Origin of the sequence: Anaerococcus sp. Marseille-P3915 (genome assembly GCF_900258475.1) — a bacterium.
Lineage (GTDB): Bacteria > Bacillota > Clostridia > Tissierellales > Peptoniphilaceae > Anaerococcus > Anaerococcus kampingae.
Genome location: NZ_LT984887.1, coordinates 1512974 through 1530753, shown reverse-complemented (window position 1 = coordinate 1530753; position 17780 = coordinate 1512974). Strand labels below are relative to the sequence as shown.

Sequence of the window (17780 nt, the reverse complement as noted above, 5' to 3'; positions counted from 1 at the left end):
TCGTGCGTCAGGAGATTTTCTTAACGACATCTCCATTTACAAAATCTCCTGACCTTTGGAGAATTATTCTGTATTCTGAGAGGATATTAACGTCATATTAGTTATTAGGCTCGTTTGCTTTTGCAAACATTGCGAAGCGAGACTTCTATACTAATCTATTGGGAGATTTAAAATAAAAAGTACCCGTCAAGAAAATCACACTGACAGCTATACTCAAATAATATATTTGTCAATACTAAGACGATATTTAACTATAAAGATGACAGTTGGACTAGATTGTGATTTTTAGGGGACTTTTGATTTTAAATCAGTAAGAATAAGGTTAGATGAATACGAAGTAATCCACCATAATAAAGAAGATTTTTGAAAAAAATCTTCCTGTTTCGCACTCCGCTTAAGGAGCCGGGAGGGGGTGAAATGGGGAGGTTTAAGGAGGGGCATGAGGGGGCATCGGTCGCCCCCTTCGCCCCTCCTTTAGACGGAGATTCAATAGTAAATAGAAATAATTTATTATAAGATTAAATTACGAAGAAAAACACTAAATAATTACCATTCATTAAAGAATAAAGAAAATATTATTATCTTGGATAAAAACAGGGATTTTTAGGGGAAGCCCCTAAAAATTTCAATATTTTGTAGTAAAATCAAATATATATTATTGGTGATTTAGGCAATTTGCCCTAAGAAAAGGTGATTTTATGAAAAAAATGTTATTTGTTTATAATCCAAACTCTGGTCAGAGGGCTATTCAGAATAGCCTTTCTTCTATTATTGAATACCTATCTAGCAAGGGGATTTTTCCTACTGTTTATGCTACCCAAAAGTCTGGAGATTGTCGTGAGATTGTTGAAAAATATGGAAAGGACTTTGATAACATCCTTGTATCAGGTGGTGATGGGACTTTGGATGAGGCTGTTTCTGCTGCCCTAAGAGCTGACATTGATCCGACTTTTTCCTATATACCTACAGGTTCTACAAATGATTTTTCAAGGTCTGTTAATATTTCTCCAGAAATAGATAAGGCGACTAGAACTGCTGTCAGGGGTAAGGTTAAGAGGATTGATGTTGGAAAGATTGATGATAAGTATTTTGTCTATGTGGCAGCCTTTGGAGCTCTCTCTGATATAAGTTTTTCTACTGATCAGGATATGAAAAATATTTTGGGCCGCTCTGCCTATATTGTTGAAGGACTTAAGAATTTACTTCCTATCCAATCTATGAAATCCTACCAGGCAGAAATTGAAATTGATCATGAGCTTATTAAGGGTGATTTCATCCATTTTATGGCCTCTAATTCTATTTCTGTGGGTGGCTTTACTGATATTTTTGATGGAGAGGTTGGCCTTTCTGATGGGCTTTTTGAAATTACCCTGGTTAAAAGACCTGAGAGCCTTATTGACCTAAATAAGATTATCCAGGCTCTTACTAATAATGAGTCAAATGACTTTGTTATTAGGCGCCAGGCATCTAGCCTTAGAGTAAAGACTGATGAAGAAGTCTCCTGGTCGCTTGATGGCGACTTTGGTGGCAAAACTACAGATGCCAACATTGAGGTTATTCATAAAAGAATTAACATAAAAACAGGCCTTAAGGATTGATAAAAATATTTTTTGGAATATACTGATAGCTTACTATAAGCGTATTTTTAAATTTATGGTATAATACTACTAGAGAACCTAGGAGGTTATATGTTTAAAGTAGGCGATAAGATAGTTTACCCATTGCACGGGGCTGGCGTGATTGATTCCATTGAAAAGATGACTTTTATGGGCGAGGAGAAGGAATATTTTATTCTAAAGATGCCTATTGGAGATATGGATATATCAATTCCAGCTGAGAAAATAGGTGAAATGAACATCAGAAGTATTATTTCCAAGGAAGAAGGAAAAGAAGTTTTACAAATCCTAGATGACAAGCCAACAGAGATGAATACTAATTGGACTAAAAGATATAGGGACAATCAAGATATTCTAAAGACTGGAGATGTCTTTGAAATCGCTAAGATGGTTAGAAATCTTGCAATTTTGGATAATGATAAGGGACTTTCAACAACTGAGAAAAAGCTTCTTAATAGGGCAAGGAGAATCCTTGCTAGTGAGTTAGTCATGGTGGGTTCTCTAGACAAAGAAGAGGCAGAAAAGATGATAGATGAGTCTATCGGTTTATAAGGAGATATTATGAAGAGAATAATCAGATTAGTTTTCATGCTAATCGGGGCTGTTCTTGGAATAGTAGTCTTAAAAGTAGTTAACGCCGCTTTTGGGTTTATCCCTAATAGCGGCAAATTATTTATAGGGGCTAATATTCTAGCATCAGCTTTATTTGCATTTATTTTTTATTTAATTGCAGACCCGATTGCCAACAAAGCAACAATAAGTTTTTCAATTTTAGAAAAGAAGATTAGTAAATTGCCAGCAGCAAACCTTGTTATAGGCGTACTTGGTATAATTCTAGGCTTCTTAGTAGCAGCACTAGCATCAACCCCATTAACCAAACTATCCCTACCTGTAGTAGGAAATTCTATTTTTGTGCTATTATCTATTTTATTATATATCGGTTTTGGTTATCTTGGATGGAGACTTGCTATAAGAAATGCAGATGACCTAATAGCCTTCATGACAAGGTCAAAAGAAGATAAAAAAGACAAAAAAGAAAAAATAGCCTTTGACAGGGCAAATATGACAGCAAGTCCAAAGGTTCTCGATACATCTGTAATAATAGATGGAAGAATCCTTGATATAATAAATACAGACTTCTTAGAAGGTGAGCTAATAGTGACAGAATTTGTCCTAGAAGAGCTCCAGCACATAGCAGATAGCCCAGATGACTTAAAAAGAGAAAGAGGTCGCAGGGGCCTTGATATAATCAAGAAAATCCAAGAAACAGATAAGATTAACCTAAAAGTCCTAGATAAGGACTACGAAGACATAAAAGAAGTAGATGCCAAACTCTTAAAACTAGCCCTAGATTTGGGAGCCAAGGTATTTACAAATGACTACAACCTAAGCAAGGTAGCCAATGTACAAGGTATACCAATCCTAAATATAAACGACCTAGCAAATGCCCTAAAACCAGTAGTAATACCAGGTGAGCTAATGCGAATAGAGGTAATCAAAGAAGGCAAGGGTAAAAACCAAGGCGTAGGCTACCTAGAAGATGGAACCATGGTAGTAGTAGAAGATGGAGCAGGCCTCATAGATCAGGTCATAAATGCCAAAGTAACATCCGTCCTTCAAACATCTGCAGGCAGGATGATATTTGTAAGGAGTGAGGATGTATAAAGGAAAATACCTATCAGCCATCATAACAGCAGCAGGATCAGGACTTAGGATGGGTCTAGCCACAAACAAGCCATATATAGAGATAGCAGGCAAGAAAATCCTAGAAATAACCCTAGAAAAAGTTAGCTCATTATTTGAATTTGATGAGATAATCCTAGTCATAAGAGAAGAAGACAGAAAAATGGCAGCTAGCCTAGTAGAAAAAATAAGTGACAGGCGAATAAAGATAGTAAAGGGCGGCAAAAGCCGTGAAGAGTCAACATACAAGGGCCTAAAAGCCTTAAATAAAAAAAGTCAACTGGTCTTAACCCACGATGGGGTAAGACCTTTTGCAAGCTTAGAACTCTTTAGAAGAACATTAAAAGAAATGGATAATTATAAGGCCGCCATAGCTGCGACCAAAGCCAAGGATACCATAAAGGTAGCCAATGAGAGGGGAGAGGTAGACTTCACTCCTAATAGAGACTTTGTGTATAATATCCAAACACCCCAAGCCTTTGAGGTAGAAAAAATCAAGACCCTCTACGAAAAATATATGACAAGTGAAGCAAAAGTCACCGATGACAGCCAACTTTTCGAATTTTTTGACAAGAAAACACCGGTGAAAATCGTAGAAGGCGAATATCAAAATATAAAAATTACAACCCAAGAAGATATAATCTTTGGCGAAGGATTTTTAAGAAAGGAAGCAAAATGAGAGTAGGAATAGGCTATGACGTCCACAAATTAGTAGAAGGAAGGGACCTAATCCTAGGTGGAGTCAAATTTGATTATGAAAAGGGCCTCTTAGGCCATTCAGATGCAGATGTCCTAACCCATGCCATAATGGATGCCATCCTTGGCGCCCTGGCCCTCCCTGATATAGGCAACCTCTTCCCAGACACAGACCCAGCCTACAAGGATATATATTCCATTGACCTTTTAGATAGGGTTGTCCAAAAAATGGAAGATATGGGCTATGAAATAGGCAACATCGACTCAGTAATAATCTGTGAAATGCCAAAAATATCACCAAAAAGAGAAGAAATAGTAAAATTATTGGCTCGCCACCTAAAAACTGACCTAGCAAGTGTATCAGTAAAGGCCTCAACTAGCGAGAAATTAGGCTTTACAGGAAAGGGCCTAGGCATAGAATCAAGAGCAATAGTTTACCTAAAGGAGAAAGAATGAGAAAATTAATAACCAGCGAATCAGTAACAGAAGGCCATCCAGATAAGGTCTGCGATCAAATATCAGATGCAATCCTAGATGAATGCCTAAGACAAGATAAAAACTCAAGAGTAGCTTGTGAAACAGTCACAACCACAGGCCTTGTCCTAGTAGTAGGAGAAATCTCAACAGAAGCCTATGCTCCAATAGAATCTATAGTAAGAGAGACCATAAAAGAAATTGGCTATACAGATGGAGATACAGGCTTTGACTATGAAAATGTGGCAGTACTCACCAGCCTAATCGAGCAATCAGCAGACATAGCCCAAGGTGTAGATAAGGCAAGCGAATATAAAGAAGGCTCTGACCCATTTGACCAAATAGGAGCAGGAGACCAAGGAATGGTCTTTGGCTACGCAGATAATGAAACAGACTTATACCTTCCAGTATCAGTAGCTATGGCCCAAGCCCTAGCTAAAAGACTAGCCCAAGTTAGAAAAGAAGGCATCCTAGACTATTTAAGGCCAGATGGCAAGACCCAGGTAACAGTAGAATATGATGATGATAAGCTAGTAAGAATCGACTCCATAGTCATCTCAAGCCAACATAAGGAAGAAGTATCCTTAGAAAAAATAAGAGAAGACATAATAAATCATGTTATAAAAGCAGTAGTAGATGAAAAATTAATAGATGAAAAGACCAAAATCTACATCAACCCAACAGGCAAATTCGTAATAGGCGGCCCAAAGGGAGATAGCGGACTTACAGGAAGAAAAATAATAGTAGATTCCTACGGCGGCTATTCAAAAGCAGGTGGCGGAGCATTTTCAGGCAAAGACCCAACAAAGGTAGACAGGTCAGCAGCTTATATGGCTAGATATGCAGCCAAAAACATGGTAGCAGCAGGCCTAGCAGATAAGCTAGAAATAGGAGTATCTTATGCCATAGGAGTAGCAAAACCCCTATCAATCTATGTAGATAGCTTTGGAACAGGCAAATACGATGACGAAAAACTCCTAGAAATCCTAGAAGAAAACTTCGACTTCAGACCAGCAGCCATAATAGCAAACCTAGACCTAAGACGCCCAATCTACAAAAAAACAGCAGCTTACGGACACTTTGGAAGAGATGAAGAAGAATTCACATGGGAGAGGCTTGATAAGGTCCAAGACCTTAGGAATTATTAGGGAGTTTCCCTAATAACCTTTTTCTTTATTATCCAAGATAATATTATTATTTACTTTAATTCTTCGGAATTTTATCACGTATAAAATGGTTGTCATCAAGCTGATGACTTCGCCAAAGGGGGAGGGCCAAGGACCCTTTCGCATGGGTCCTCATCGCCCTCCCCCTTACACCCCCTCTTCGTTACACCCCACAAGCGACTCTTGCAGAGGGCAAAAAGAAGATTGCCTCTGGCAATCTTCTTTGTTAGACCTGACTGCTATTCATCCTGGTTCAAAATCTATTATTTTAAATCTCGTCAGCTAAAAATTTAGATTCGCTACGCTCAACAAAATTTTTCAACGCTTCCTCGATTTAAAATAATTTACGATTTTATTTATATAAGTCTTAAGACTATCTTCCCTAGACCTGTTTATCGCAATGTTTGCGAGAGCAAACGAGCTTAGACCTACTATGATATCAATATACTCTCAGAATACAGAATAATTCTCCCAAGGTCGGGAGATTTTGTAAATGGAGATGCCGTTAAGAAAATCTCCTGACGCACGAGTACAAATAAGAATTCTGTACCTACTGAGATGTAGAGTTTATATAGAAGATTATTATGGCTAGATTGAGATTTTTAGGCATCGGAATGTCAAAATCAGTTATGATTAGAATAACTTTTACGAAGTGTTCTGTCTACTTAGAGTTGCTTGCCGAAGGCAAGCTTCTAATCATGCTCCCCGCTTTAGGGGCCGCCTGGGGGTGTAACGGAGAGGGGTTTAAGGGGGACATAAACGCCCCTTGATTTGGGGCGTTTATGCCGGAAACATAGTGCGGTAGCACGAAGGAGTTTGCGTAGCAAACGGGTTTCCGTCCGATGAGGGACCATGCGGAAGGTCCCTTGGGCCTCCCCTTGGAACGAAGATTCAATAGTAAATAATAATAATTTATTATGAGATAAAGTTACGAAGATCAAAACTATATAATAATTTTATCTAGGATAAAAGAAAAATCTATTCTTGGGTGAAAAAATTACCCTATTATGATATAATTTTAATAAACGAAAAGATTAAAATGATACCCCATCTCGGATGGGAGAAAGAGAAAAATATTATGGCAAGATTTAGAAGGTCGGTTGCTATTGACCTAGGAACGGCTAGTGTGCTAGTCTATGTTTATAACAAAGGAATAGTTTTAAATGAACCATCTGTCATAGCTATAGATGTCCTTACAGATGAGATACTTGCGGTTGGTGAAGATGCTAAGAAATTGATTGGTAGGGCTGCTGGGAATGTTTCCTGTATCCTTCCGATGAAAGATGGGGTTATTGCAGATTTTAGAGCTACCGAGAGGATGCTTGAACATTTTTTGAATAAATCTGTCAAAAAATCCCTTTTCAAACCTGATTTACTTATTTGTGTACCAGCAAGGTCTACCCAAGTTGAAAAAAGAGCAGTCCTCCAGGCGGCTGAAAATGCTGGAGCTCACAGGACTTATCTTATTGAAGAACCCCTAGCTGCAGCCCTTGGCGCAGGTGTAGATATAACAGATCCTAAGGGATCTATGGTTGTCGATGTAGGAGGAGGCACTTGTGATATAGCGGTTATATCCATGGGCCAAATCATATCTAGTAAGTCTGTTGATGTAGCAGGTCTAACATTTGATAAGGCTATAAAGGATTATATTAGGACTCGCTATGGGCTACTTATTGGCGATCAAAGTGCAGAAGCTATCAAAAAAGAAGCAGGTAAGCTTACAGTCGATGATTCAATCGAGGTTAAGGGTAGGGAAATAGCTAATGGCCTCCCATCTAAGGTTTATATACCTGTTAGTGAGGTCAAGGATTCTATAAAACGTCAGATTGATTTGATTGTAGAAGGGGTAAAAAGAGTTATGGAAGTAACTCCGCCAGAACTTGCAAGTGATATATTTGATAGGCAAATTATCCTTACAGGGGGAGGCGCCTATACCTTGGGTCTAAAGGATAGGATCGAAGAGAAATTTAGGATTGAGGCAAGGATAGCTGATAATCCTCAAGAATGTGTAATTGAGGGAACTGCCAAGGCCCTAAATTGGATAGACCAGTTAGATGAGAATAGGAACGAAGCTATCAAAAGCAAGCAAGCAGAAAATGAAGCTTTTGAAAAACTAAGGAGAAGATAATGACAAAAAAATTAGTATTAGTAAGACATGGCCAAAGTGAATGGAACCTAGCTAACAAATTTACAGGTTGGGTAGATGTAAACCTATCTGATAAGGGTGTAGAAGAAGCTAAGGAAGCTGGAAGAAAGATTAAAGAAGCAGGCATCAAATTTGATTATGCTCACACATCAATCCTAAAAAGAGCTATCAAAACTTGTAACTTTGCTCTTGAATATTCTGACCAATTATTTGTACCAGTTGAAAAATCTTGGAGACTAAACGAAAGACACTACGGTGCCCTACAAGGTCTAAACAAAGCAGAAACAGCTGAAAAATACGGTGATGAACAAGTTCACATCTGGAGAAGATCATATGATACACTTCCACCAGAACTCTCAGCAGAAGAAAAAGAAAGACAAGCAGCACTTCCAATGTTTGCTCACCTTCCAAAAGATGTAATTCCAGGTGCAGAAAACCTAAAGGTAACACTTGAAAGAGTACTACCTTATTACTTCGACAAAATTGCTCCACAACTACTTGAAGGCGACACAGTCCTAGTAGCAGCTCACGGCAACAGCTTAAGAGCCCTAGCTAAACACCTAGAAAAAATCTCAGATGATGACATAATGGATTTAGAAATCCCAACAGGTCAACCACTAGTTTATGAACTAGATGATGAACTAAATGTAGTTAAAAAATATTATCTATAAATCTTTGAAAGAGTCCTTAAGGACTCTTTTTTATTGATATTTTAATATTAAACATATTTATTACACTTTTAATTGTGATAATAAAAATATCTTGTAAATATCCCTTATGAGCGTAAAGTGTTAACAGGATTAATTAAAATATATTATAAAGATTTATAAAATAAACTTGGCTAAGTTAAAGTTGTTTAAAGATATTCTACATAGATAGTAAGATTTACATGTATTGCTTTATATTTTAAATGTTAACTTATAAAAAATTATTAATTTTAAAGAAACATAAAAGTATTTGTAGGTTTTACGAAAATGATTTTATTAAATCTTTATTAGGAAAGAAGGAAAAAATGAGAATTGCTTCTGTTGAATATGAGAATGGTGTATCAAATTTAATAAATTCTCACTTTAATAAGAATGATGTTCTTGTGGAGAAAATCGAATCTATGGATGAGCTTTTGTTTAAAGATTGTAGCGTTTATGATCTTATCCTTGTTGATATGACTCATAATAAGTGTCTACAATTTATCCAATATATCAAACAAAAGACCAAAATTCCTGTAATCTACCTAACTGAAAGATATAAGAAAAATCCTTACGAGCAAGAACTTGATGATAAGGATTTTGTTATCCATTCTGTAACTAGGGATGAATTTATCCAAAATATTTTTAAGAAGGTAGAAGAGATAAGTCAGGCCAATATTATTAAGCTTGGTTTTTGCACCATGGAAGAAGATAATGGTATCTTTAGGGTTGGCAATAAGATTTTGGATTTAACCAAGTCTGAGCTTGCTATTTGTGCAATCTTAATCTCTAATATGGGCAAGACCCTTAGCAAGGAAGATATAGTGGAGATCATGAAAACTGACAAAAACCTTGACACCACACCTAGGTCTGTTAGAGAACATATCAGAAAGATTAGAAATGAGTTTAAAAAGGCAGATCTTGCTCCAATTGAGACAGTTAGTAGGCAAGGATATAGGTGGACACTTGATTCTTGTTCCCCTGAATAAAAATTTGACATATTATAGACGATAGTTTACAATATAAGTAGATAAATTAATAGATATTATATAGCAATGAAAACCATTGCTTCTTCAGGGAAAGGTGAAATTCCTTAACCGGCAGTTATAGTCTGCGAGTCCCTTTGGACCGATTTGGTGCAATTCCAAAACCGACAGTATAGTCTGGATGGAAGAAGATTATTATAATTTTTTTCGAGCCCTGATTTTAGGGCATTTTTTATGCCCAAAGGGAGGTATTATATGAACAAAACAAGATCTATTTCACTAAGCAACGTTACTAAAATTGGTATCTTAGCCGCTTTGGCTTTTATACTCATGTTTTTCCAAGTACCAATTCCAATAGCCCCACCATTTATGAGAGTGGATTTGGCAGATGTGCCAGCCCTTATAGGAGGCTTTGCTATGGGACCTTGGGCAGGAGTTGCTATTCAATTAGTTAAAAATATTCTTAATCTAACTAAGACACAAACTGTTGGAGTTGGCGAACTATCAAACTTTATAGTTGGTTCAACATTCGTATTTGTAGCATCTACAATTTATAAAAACAGGAAGACTAAGAAAACTGCTATCTTTGCACTTGCTTGTGGAGTTATCGCAATGACAGCTATAGCTACACTTTCAAATGCCTTTGTAGTATTCCCAGCCTATGCTAAGGCAATGGGATTCCCACTTGAAGCCTTTGCTGGCCAAGTACCAGGCAACCCACTTGTTAAATCCTATGTAAGCCTAATGCTACTTTCAATTGTGCCATTTAACCTAGTCAAGGGTGCAGTTGCAGCCTTAGTTACAGACCTAATCTATAAGAGGGTTTCGCCAATATTAAAAGCAAGATAAATTCTTATTATATTATTATCCTACAACATTCTGTTTATCAAAAAGCACTCTTTCATTATGAGGGTGCTTTTTGATTTTTTTAAAGACAAAGGTTTTTTTAGGGGTATAATGTTCTTACCATAAAGAGAAGGCGAGAGACAAGCTTGATGACCCTTCAGCAACCTAGCAAAGGCTAAGGTGCTAAAGCTTGAATGATGGATAGGTAGAAAATGAACATCCATCGCAGGTGGGTGTTTTTTGATTAAAAATTTGAAAATTTTCCGCCTAGGCATTTTATTTATGAAAGGACTTATTAAAATGAACGCTTTAGTTTTTCAATCAGACTTTGGTTTAGGAGATGGGGCAGTATCTGCCATGCACGGGGTTGCTAGAATGGTAAATTCTGATCTAATAATAGATGATCTAACCCACGATATCAAACCTTACAATATTTTTGAGGCTTCCTATAGGATTTTGCAAACCATAGAATATTGGCCAAAGGGAACAGTTTTTGTATCAGTAGTGGATCCAGGAGTAGGCAGCGATAGGCACTCTATTGTTGTAAAAACCAAGGCCGGCCACTACATTGTCACTCCTGATAATGGAACTATTTCCCATGTAGCTAAATTTATTGGCCTAGAATCTGCAAGGATTATCGATGAGGTTAAGGATAGGCTCCCATTCTCAGAAAATTCCCACACCTTCCATGGCAGGGATGTCTATGCCTACAATGGGGCAAAGCTTGCAAGTGATGAGGGTTATTATCATTTTCTAAAAGAAATTAGCCTTGATGAATTGGTATATTCACCTATCAAGGAGGCTGTATTTAAAGATGGAGTAATAGAGGGAACTATCGACATCCTAGATATTAGATTTGGATCTTTATGGACAAATATTCCGCTAGACTTATTAAAGAAGGCGGATATCAAGCAGGGTGATGCTATTAAGGTTACAATTTTCTATAAAAATATCAAAAAATATGAAAATCAAATGACCTTTGGCCATTCTTTCGCAGACGTTGGACTTGGGGAGACTATAGCCTATATCAATTCCCTAATAAATTTAGGTATAGCCATCAACCAAGCATCATTTTCTGACACCTACCAGATAGGGACAGGTGCAGATTGGACCATATTTATCAAAAAGGAGATATAATGAAAAAAAATAATTCAATTACAAGCATAGTTGCTATAGGCATTGGTGCTGCAGTGTTTTTTATTCTAGGTAGATTTTTATCAATACCAGTAGGTTTCATTCCAAATACATCAGTAGAAACAACCTACCCATTCCTAGCTCTAATGAGCGTGCTTTTTGGACCGGTTGTTGGATGCCTAATTGGACTTATAGGCCATGCTATCAAGGACCTATTAACTTACGGCCTATGGTGGTCATGGGTTATCACAAGCGGGGTAACAGGAGCAGGATTTGGCCTAGTTGGAAAAAATCTTGATCTAAGCAAGGGTAAATTTGAGAAAAAAGATATAATCAAATTTAACATCGGACAAATCATAACCAATGTCATCTCTTGGGGCCTAGTTGCGCCAGTTTTAGACATCCTAATTTATTCAGAGCCAGCCAATAAGGTGTTTGCCCAAGGTTTTGTATCAGCAGGCCTTAACAGCCTTGCAGTAGGAATTTTGGGAACAATCTTAATTGCAGCTTATGCTAAGACCCAAACAGCAGACAATTCATTAAGTAGAGACTAATATGACAGATAAGAGCCAGTCCTTAGTAAAATTTAATAATTACTCTTTTAAATACAGAGCACAGGCTGAGCCCTCCCTTATAGATATCAATTTAGAAATCAAAAAGGGTGAAAAAATTGTAATAGTAGGCCCATCAGGCTCTGGCAAGTCGACCCTTGCTAAGAGCCTAAATGGCCAAATACCAAATACCTTCCCCGGAGATATAGAGGGGGAGGTCTTTGTTGATGGAAAAAACATCAAGGATTCATCAATCTTTGACCTCTCCTTATCGACAGGAACAGTCCTCCAAGATACTGACGGCCAATTTGTAGGCCTTACTGTAGCAGAAGATATGGCCTTTTGTCTTGAAAATGATAAGGTGGACCAGGAAAAGATGAAAGAACTTGTAGAAAAATGGGCTGATGAGCTAAAGATTACAAAGCTCTTAGACAGAAAACCAAGCGATTTATCGGGTGGACAAAAGCAGACTGTATCAATAGGTGGGGTTTTGATAAGTCAAGTACCAATCTTGCTTTTAGATGAGCCTTTGGCAAACCTAGACCCAAAAAGCGGCAGGGCAACAATGAAGCTTGTAAGGGACTTGGCAGAAAGACTCAAAGTTACAGTCATAGTCATAGAACACAGGCTAGAAGAGGCTCTCCTCCTTGATCCAGACAGGATAATAGCGGTAGATGGGGGCAAAATATTAGCAGACCTATCTCCTACTGATCTTTTAAAATCAGATATCCTAGATAAAATCACAATCAGAAAGCCTCTCTACCTAGATGCCCTAACCTATGCGGGATGCGACATAAAAGCCTATGACAAGCTAGGAGACATTGACCAGGTAAATATAAAGGATTGTGACCTGGATAAGCTAAGGACTTGGTCAACAAATATCAAAGAAGAGGTCAAGGAAAATTCTAAGGAAGAGTTAATAAAAATTGAAGATTTATCCTTTGCCTATGACAAGGACTTAATTCTAGAAAATATAAATTTAGAGATAAAAGAGGGAGAGCTTACCTCAATTGTAGGGCCAAATGGAGCAGGTAAATCAACTTTAGCCAAGCTAATGGCAGGCTTTCTAAGGCCAAATAAAGGCAAAATCTACATCAAAGGCGAGGATACAAGCAGCCTTTCCATAAAAGAAATTGCAGAAAAGATTGGCTTTGTCCTTCAAAACCCTAATGCCATGATATCTAAAACCATGATTTATGATGAAGTCGCCTTTGGTCTAAGGATAAGAAATATTGACGAAGACCTAATAAGGGAAAAAGTAGAAGAGACCCTAAAGATTTGTGGCCTCTATCCATTTAGAAATTGGCCAATATCAGCCCTTTCCTATGGTCAAAAAAGAAGGGTGACTATAGCTTCGATCCTAGTCCTAGACCCAGAAGTCATAATCTTAGATGAACCAACAGCAGGCCAAGACCTAGGCCACTACAGGCAGATGATGGATTTTATCAAAGATTTAAGGGATAAGTACGGACTAAGTATACTTATGATAAGCCATGACATGCACCTAATCCAGGAATATACAGATAGGGTCATAGTTATAGAAGGTAAAAAAATCTTAGCTGACACTAATCCAGCAGATTTATTTTCTGAGAAAGACCTAATAGCTAGGGCACACCTTGCGGAGACATCTCTTTATAAACTGGGCCAAAAATTAGAAGGAATAGATCCAAAAGACTTCATAGAAAGTTTTATTGCGTATGAAAGAGGAGGGAAAGATGAATAATACCCTAGGCTATATCAAAAAAGACACTCTAGTCCACGACCTATCAGGGGCAAGCAAGTTAATAGCCTTCATCCTCTTATCAATTATCGTTATGACATCTTTTGACACGAGATTTCTAATCTTTGTCATGGTCCTATCCCTAATAACCATGAAAGTAGCAAAAATCAAATGGGAAGAGATATCATTTTTGGTAAAAATAGTGGCGGTTTTTTCAATAATAAATCTTCTAGCTATCTATATCTTCGAGCCAGAATACGGGGTCAAACTTTATGGTACTAGGACAGTTCTTTGGGAGGGCTTTGGTAGGTATAGTCTAACAGCCGAGCAATTATTTTACGAATTAAATGTAGGCTTAAAATACTTCTCAACCATCCCCCTTGCCATAATCTTTATTCTAACAACAGATCCAAGCGAATTTTCTTCAAGCTTAAATAGGATAGGCCTATCCTACAAAATCTCCTACGCAGTAGCCCTAGCCTTAAGATATATACCAGATATCCAGGCTTCCTACTACGACATAAGAAGCGCAAGCCAGGCCAGAGGCATAGAGATGAGTAGGAAGACAAGCTTTGTAAAAAGAGTAAAGGCAAGTTCAAATATAGTATTGCCCCTAATTTTTGACAGTCTAGAGAGAATAGAAACAATCTCCCAAGCCATGGAATTAAGACGTTTTGGCAAGAACAAAGAAAGAACCTGGTACAGGGCAAAGCCCTTTAAAAAATCAGACATATTTGTAATAATAGGAGTGGTTTTGATAGTAGGACTTGGAATTGCTTTGTTTTTTGTGAATGAGGGAAGATTCTTTAATCCTTTTTATCCAAGATAAAGTATTTTAGGGGGCTTCCCCCTAAAAATCCCACTTTATTATCTTGGATAATAAAGAAAAAAATACTCCTATCTAGGATAGGAAAAAAGGAATTTTTTATGAAAACCCAAAGGACAATAGCTTCTTTCTCTCTTTCTCTAAGAAAGAGAAAAAATCAAAAAAATATAATTTTAAAGGTTACTCCGCCTTTTGGAGATCTTGTTCTTTCCGCTCCTTCCCACGTCAGTAATAAGGACCTTGAGGCTTTTGTATCTGCTAGGAAAGATTGGATTATTAAAAATCAAGCTAAGTTTGCTAAGGCTAGGGATACCAGGGATGAGGGGCTTATTTATCTTTGGGGCAGGGCCTATAAGCTTGAATTTATTAAAGATAATAAAAATACTTTTAAGCTTTGTGATTCAAAGATGATATTTTTTTATAAGGGGGACTTAAGTGGGGCTTTAAAAGATGAGCTCCTTGATGATTTTTATAGAAAATCTTTAAAAACTAAGAAAGATGATGCTATTAAGGAAGTTGAACAATTGACAGGCTTAAAAGCTGATGAATATAGACTCAGAAAGATGAAGACTCGTTGGGGGTCTTGTAATACTTCTAAGAAGCGAGTTTGGCTTAATACAAATCTTGCTAAGTATGAGCCCATCTGCCTAACTTATGTCCTTGTCCATGAGCTTTGTCATTTGCTTGAACCTAACCACAGCAAGAGCTTTTATGCTTTGGTGGAAAGCTTTTTTCCAGAATATAAAAAGGCTGAGGCCCTACTTAAGGAGCCTAAGCCCTAAAAAAGTAAGCCGGCTATTTTGCCGGCTTTTGTTATCTTATTTATTGTAGTCATCTCCAAATAGTTTATAAGCTTGATCTTGAACGCCTTTACCACTGACAAATTCAAATACTCTTATTTCTTTGCCATTATCATCTGTTGTTTTATAGACGCCTAGTGGTAGGGCCCAAACATTTACTACCTTAGATCCATCAGATGCATCATAAGTATAGTTAAGCCTATTTCCTAGGAGTTTGAGCTTTATTATTATATCTTCGCCTGAATTTAGCCTTGCCCTTAGGTAGTTATCCCATAGGCCAAATTTGCCGTTTTCTGGCTCTATTTCAGCTTCATCGACATAGGATCCTCTTATTTTTATGATTGGTTGGTCTTTGTCAGCTTTTAAATCTAGGCCGCTTATGCCTATATCCTTGAACCTATCTTTATATTTCTCAGCATATTTCATATCGGCAAAGATTCCAGCATTTTCTTTTAAGAATTTTTGAGCCTTATCTAGGTTTATAATGTCCTTGCCAGATTCTGTATCCATTTCATAGGAATCTAGAATCATTTTAGCTAGGATATCAAAATTTTCATCACCAGGATTTGTTTTATCATCAGTATTTTTATCCTTCTCTTTAGCTACCTCATCTATAAATCTTTTCCATCCTGCTTCAAAGTAAGCAAGGTAATTTTTGTCATCTTTTTTGGCGCTTTTCATCTTCTTATCTACTAATTCTGACATTATTACAAAGTCTTCATTGTTAGAGTTTTTATCCTTACCCGCTAGGGCAAAAACATTGATTTGGCCATTTGCTATGTGGTTATCTGTACCTTCGATGGACATTATGTCCCTATCTTTTAAGGAACTGACCTTTGTTTTAGGCAAATAGATTTTAAAAGTCTGACCTACTTTTTTATCAAAATATGGAGACCTTACGAAGTTGTGGATATATTCATAACCATTCTTGTTGATTTTTTCTTCCTTATCTACTGGATTTTGATAGTCTAGGCTAGTTAGTTTTATTTCATAAGTTAGGTCATCAATTTTTTTGACTAGGTCAAATTTGGCCTTATATAGGGTAGATGAGAACATATTACCATTGCCATAAAGGGCTGCTCCGTCTACATTACCATTTTCTCGGAAATAAATTCTTTCAGACCCACTAGCAGGATAGTTTGAAAATTCTTTGCCAGCAAGTTCTTTAAAGATATCATCTGTTTGTTTTGCCTTAAATTTTTTAGCCTTTTGGTCTTTTACTTCTACTCTATCTAGGATAATTCTTTTTTGTTCGCCAAGACTTAGGCCATCTTCATCATTAGACTCAGCGGAATCTACACTGCTATCTGTTTCATAATTTGCTTCAATATCGCTTTTGCTATTTTCCTTCTTAACACTACCCTTGTTATTACAAGCACTAAGCATTAGGGTCAGGGTCAAAAGACTTAATAGAATTTTTTTCATGTTCGCATCCTTTCTTCTTGTTAAGATAATTATATCATATTGCTTTAATATGTAAAAAGTTTCTTGCAAATAAAAATAAAAACTGGAAATTATTTCTGGTATAATATAAGATATTTATAAAATAGGAGAAAAAATGAAAAAAATATTAGCAATCCTTGCCATGACTATAATTTTAGGAGCATGTAGCCAAAAGGATAAAGGTCTCGAAGAAGGAAAAGAAATTCAAAATCAGATAGTAGAGCTAAGTCTTAGCAATATGGCTGATGAAGACAGCCAAAAATTTGTAGAAAATACTCTTAAGGGCAAAATTAAACCTGATAGGGTAGATAGCTTTATGAAGCTTGTTAAGGACTATAATGAGGCTGTTGGTAGTGACTTGCTTGTTGATGGTTTTATCAAGGATATAAATAAGACCTATGATACTGGCAAAATTATCGAGAAGAGGGATGGAAAAGATTTAGTAGATACTAATTGTAGGATAAATGCTTTCTTGCTTAGTGGAGATGAGCTTACTAATAAAAATAAAACAGAAATCGATGATTCCATGCTTTTTACAGACCTCGATATGATAAAAAAAGGAAAAATCTTTAACGATGATGAAACTTCGAAATTTAAGGAGTTTTTTACAAGCATTCCGACAGAATCATCCAAAGACCCATCTGTCCAGGGCAAGATTGCCGAAAAATATTATCAGAACTGGACCTATCCAGAAAAATTTGACCTAGTATCTGTCATGATCCATGACAAATTAGACGGAGATAAGCTTTTTATCGGCCATATTGGAGTTTTGACTGAAATAGATGGGGGATATCTTTTTGTAGAAAAAATCTCCTTTGAGGAACCTTATCAAGCCATAAAATTCCCTACAAAGGATGCTTGTTATAAGTATTTGCAGGATAAGTTTAAGGACTTCATAGATCCAGAAGCGGCTCCACCTTTTATTATGGATAATGGAAAATACATTGAATAAATGTTGAAATATAAAGAAAACCCAGTTATTAAGTTTTGCTTAATAACTGGGTTTA

General features: G+C 36.8%; 17 protein-coding genes and 2 riboswitches. Of the genes, 16 read left to right on the top strand and 1 reads right to left on the bottom strand.

Annotated elements, in window-relative coordinates; genetic code table 11:
- Positions 1–698: 698 nt before the first annotated feature.
- The 15 genes from C8269_RS07565 to C8269_RS07490 all read left to right on the top strand — a co-directional run bounded on the left by C8269_RS07565 (position 699) and on the right by C8269_RS07490 (position 15312).
- Positions 699–1598 (top strand): diacylglycerol/lipid kinase family protein, encoded by a 900-nt coding sequence (locus C8269_RS07565; protein ID WP_106461075.1) that lies wholly within the window; start codon positions 699–701, stop codon positions 1596–1598.
- 90 nt (positions 1599–1688) lie between these two features.
- The gene (locus C8269_RS07560; protein ID WP_106461074.1) at positions 1689–2168 is read left to right on the top strand and encodes a CarD family transcriptional regulator; all 480 of its coding nucleotides are present in this window, start codon (positions 1689–1691) and stop codon (positions 2166–2168) included.
- 9 nt (positions 2169–2177) lie between these two features.
- Entirely contained in the window at positions 2178–3281 is a 1104-nt protein-coding gene (locus C8269_RS07555; RefSeq protein ID WP_106461073.1) for a PIN/TRAM domain-containing protein, read from the top strand.
- A complete protein-coding gene (gene ispD / locus C8269_RS07550; RefSeq protein WP_106461072.1) occupies positions 3274–3978 on the top strand; it encodes a 2-C-methyl-D-erythritol 4-phosphate cytidylyltransferase in 705 nt (234 codons plus the stop codon). Before C8269_RS07555 ends, ispD begins: the two co-directional genes overlap by 8 nt.
- Positions 3975–4451, top strand: coding sequence for a 2-C-methyl-D-erythritol 2,4-cyclodiphosphate synthase (gene ispF / locus C8269_RS07545; protein ID WP_106461071.1), 477 nt, complete (start codon positions 3975–3977; stop codon positions 4449–4451). The genes ispD and ispF overlap by 4 nt, the downstream gene beginning before the upstream one ends.
- Complete coding sequence (metK, locus tag C8269_RS07540; RefSeq protein ID WP_106461070.1) at positions 4448–5617, top strand: methionine adenosyltransferase; 1170 nt, start codon at positions 4448–4450, stop codon at positions 5615–5617. The genes ispF and metK overlap by 4 nt, the downstream gene beginning before the upstream one ends.
- Before the next feature lie 1096 nt (positions 5618–6713).
- Complete coding sequence (locus tag C8269_RS07530; protein WP_106461068.1) at positions 6714–7763, top strand: rod shape-determining protein; 1050 nt, start codon at positions 6714–6716, stop codon at positions 7761–7763.
- Positions 7763–8452 carry a 2,3-diphosphoglycerate-dependent phosphoglycerate mutase gene (gpmA, locus tag C8269_RS07525; protein WP_106461067.1) on the top strand — a complete coding sequence of 230 codons (690 nt, stop codon included), beginning with the start codon at positions 7763–7765 and terminating at the stop codon, positions 8450–8452. The genes C8269_RS07530 and gpmA overlap by 1 nt, the downstream gene beginning before the upstream one ends.
- 341 nt (positions 8453–8793) lie before the next feature.
- Positions 8794–9456, top strand: coding sequence for a winged helix-turn-helix domain-containing protein (locus C8269_RS07520; RefSeq protein ID WP_106461066.1), 663 nt, complete (start codon positions 8794–8796; stop codon positions 9454–9456).
- 76 nt (positions 9457–9532) lie between these two features.
- A riboswitch (FMN riboswitch) is annotated at positions 9533–9650 on the top strand.
- A 58-nt stretch (positions 9651–9708) separates the two neighbouring features.
- Complete coding sequence (locus C8269_RS07515; RefSeq protein WP_106461065.1) at positions 9709–10302, top strand: ECF transporter S component; 594 nt, start codon at positions 9709–9711, stop codon at positions 10300–10302.
- 114 nt (positions 10303–10416) lie between these two features.
- A riboswitch (SAM riboswitch) is annotated at positions 10417–10503 on the top strand.
- A 96-nt stretch (positions 10504–10599) separates the two neighbouring features.
- Positions 10600–11436 carry an SAM hydrolase/SAM-dependent halogenase family protein gene (locus tag C8269_RS07510; protein ID WP_106461156.1) on the top strand — a complete coding sequence of 279 codons (837 nt, stop codon included), beginning with the start codon at positions 10600–10602 and terminating at the stop codon, positions 11434–11436.
- Complete coding sequence (locus C8269_RS07505; protein WP_106461064.1) at positions 11436–11987, top strand: ECF-type riboflavin transporter substrate-binding protein; 552 nt, start codon at positions 11436–11438, stop codon at positions 11985–11987. Before C8269_RS07510 ends, C8269_RS07505 begins: the two co-directional genes overlap by 1 nt.
- A gap of 1 nt (position 11988) precedes the next feature.
- Complete coding sequence (locus C8269_RS07500) at positions 11989–13707, top strand: ABC transporter ATP-binding protein (RefSeq protein ID WP_106461063.1); 1719 nt, start codon at positions 11989–11991, stop codon at positions 13705–13707.
- The gene (locus C8269_RS07495) at positions 13700–14533 is read left to right on the top strand and encodes an energy-coupling factor transporter transmembrane component T family protein (protein WP_106461062.1); all 834 of its coding nucleotides are present in this window, start codon (positions 13700–13702) and stop codon (positions 14531–14533) included. Before C8269_RS07500 ends, C8269_RS07495 begins: the two co-directional genes overlap by 8 nt.
- A gap of 98 nt (positions 14534–14631) precedes the next feature.
- A complete protein-coding gene (locus C8269_RS07490) occupies positions 14632–15312 on the top strand; it encodes a M48 family metallopeptidase (RefSeq protein ID WP_106461061.1) in 681 nt (226 codons plus the stop codon).
- Positions 15313–15348: 36 nt separating this feature from the next.
- Here C8269_RS07490 and C8269_RS07485 read toward each other — a convergent pair whose 3' ends face one another.
- Complete coding sequence (locus tag C8269_RS07485) at positions 15349–16755, bottom strand: hypothetical protein (protein ID WP_106461060.1); 1407 nt, start codon at positions 16753–16755, stop codon at positions 15349–15351.
- A gap of 133 nt (positions 16756–16888) precedes the next feature.
- Between C8269_RS07485 and C8269_RS07480 the strand changes: the two genes are divergently transcribed.
- A complete protein-coding gene (locus C8269_RS07480; protein ID WP_106461059.1) occupies positions 16889–17725 on the top strand; it encodes a DUF4300 family protein in 837 nt (278 codons plus the stop codon).
- Positions 17726–17780 lie beyond the last annotated feature (55 nt).

Coding starts and splice junctions, on each gene's coding strand:
- C8269_RS07500 (WP_106461063.1), top strand. CDS start 11,989: ATGACAGATAAGAGCCAGTCCTTAGTAAAATTTAATAATTACTCTTTT.
- C8269_RS07480 (WP_106461059.1), top strand. CDS start 16,889: ATGAAAAAAATATTAGCAATCCTTGCCATGACTATAATTTTAGGAGCA.
- C8269_RS07555 (WP_106461073.1), top strand. CDS start 2,178: ATGAAGAGAATAATCAGATTAGTTTTCATGCTAATCGGGGCTGTTCTT.
- C8269_RS07490 (WP_106461061.1), top strand. CDS start 14,632: ATGAAAACCCAAAGGACAATAGCTTCTTTCTCTCTTTCTCTAAGAAAG.
- ispF (WP_106461071.1), top strand. CDS start 3,975: ATGAGAGTAGGAATAGGCTATGACGTCCACAAATTAGTAGAAGGAAGG.
- ispD (WP_106461072.1), top strand. CDS start 3,274: ATGTATAAAGGAAAATACCTATCAGCCATCATAACAGCAGCAGGATCA.
- C8269_RS07530 (WP_106461068.1), top strand. CDS start 6,714: ATGGCAAGATTTAGAAGGTCGGTTGCTATTGACCTAGGAACGGCTAGT.
- metK (WP_106461070.1), top strand. CDS start 4,448: ATGAGAAAATTAATAACCAGCGAATCAGTAACAGAAGGCCATCCAGAT.
- C8269_RS07565 (WP_106461075.1), top strand. CDS start 699: ATGAAAAAAATGTTATTTGTTTATAATCCAAACTCTGGTCAGAGGGCT.
- C8269_RS07510 (WP_106461156.1), top strand. CDS start 10,600: ATGAACGCTTTAGTTTTTCAATCAGACTTTGGTTTAGGAGATGGGGCA.
- C8269_RS07560 (WP_106461074.1), top strand. CDS start 1,689: ATGTTTAAAGTAGGCGATAAGATAGTTTACCCATTGCACGGGGCTGGC.
- C8269_RS07520 (WP_106461066.1), top strand. CDS start 8,794: ATGAGAATTGCTTCTGTTGAATATGAGAATGGTGTATCAAATTTAATA.
- C8269_RS07495 (WP_106461062.1), top strand. CDS start 13,700: ATGAATAATACCCTAGGCTATATCAAAAAAGACACTCTAGTCCACGAC.
- C8269_RS07505 (WP_106461064.1), top strand. CDS start 11,436: ATGAAAAAAAATAATTCAATTACAAGCATAGTTGCTATAGGCATTGGT.
- gpmA (WP_106461067.1), top strand. CDS start 7,763: ATGACAAAAAAATTAGTATTAGTAAGACATGGCCAAAGTGAATGGAAC.
- C8269_RS07485 (WP_106461060.1), bottom strand. CDS start 16,755: ATGAAAAAAATTCTATTAAGTCTTTTGACCCTGACCCTAATGCTTAGT.
- C8269_RS07515 (WP_106461065.1), top strand. CDS start 9,709: ATGAACAAAACAAGATCTATTTCACTAAGCAACGTTACTAAAATTGGT.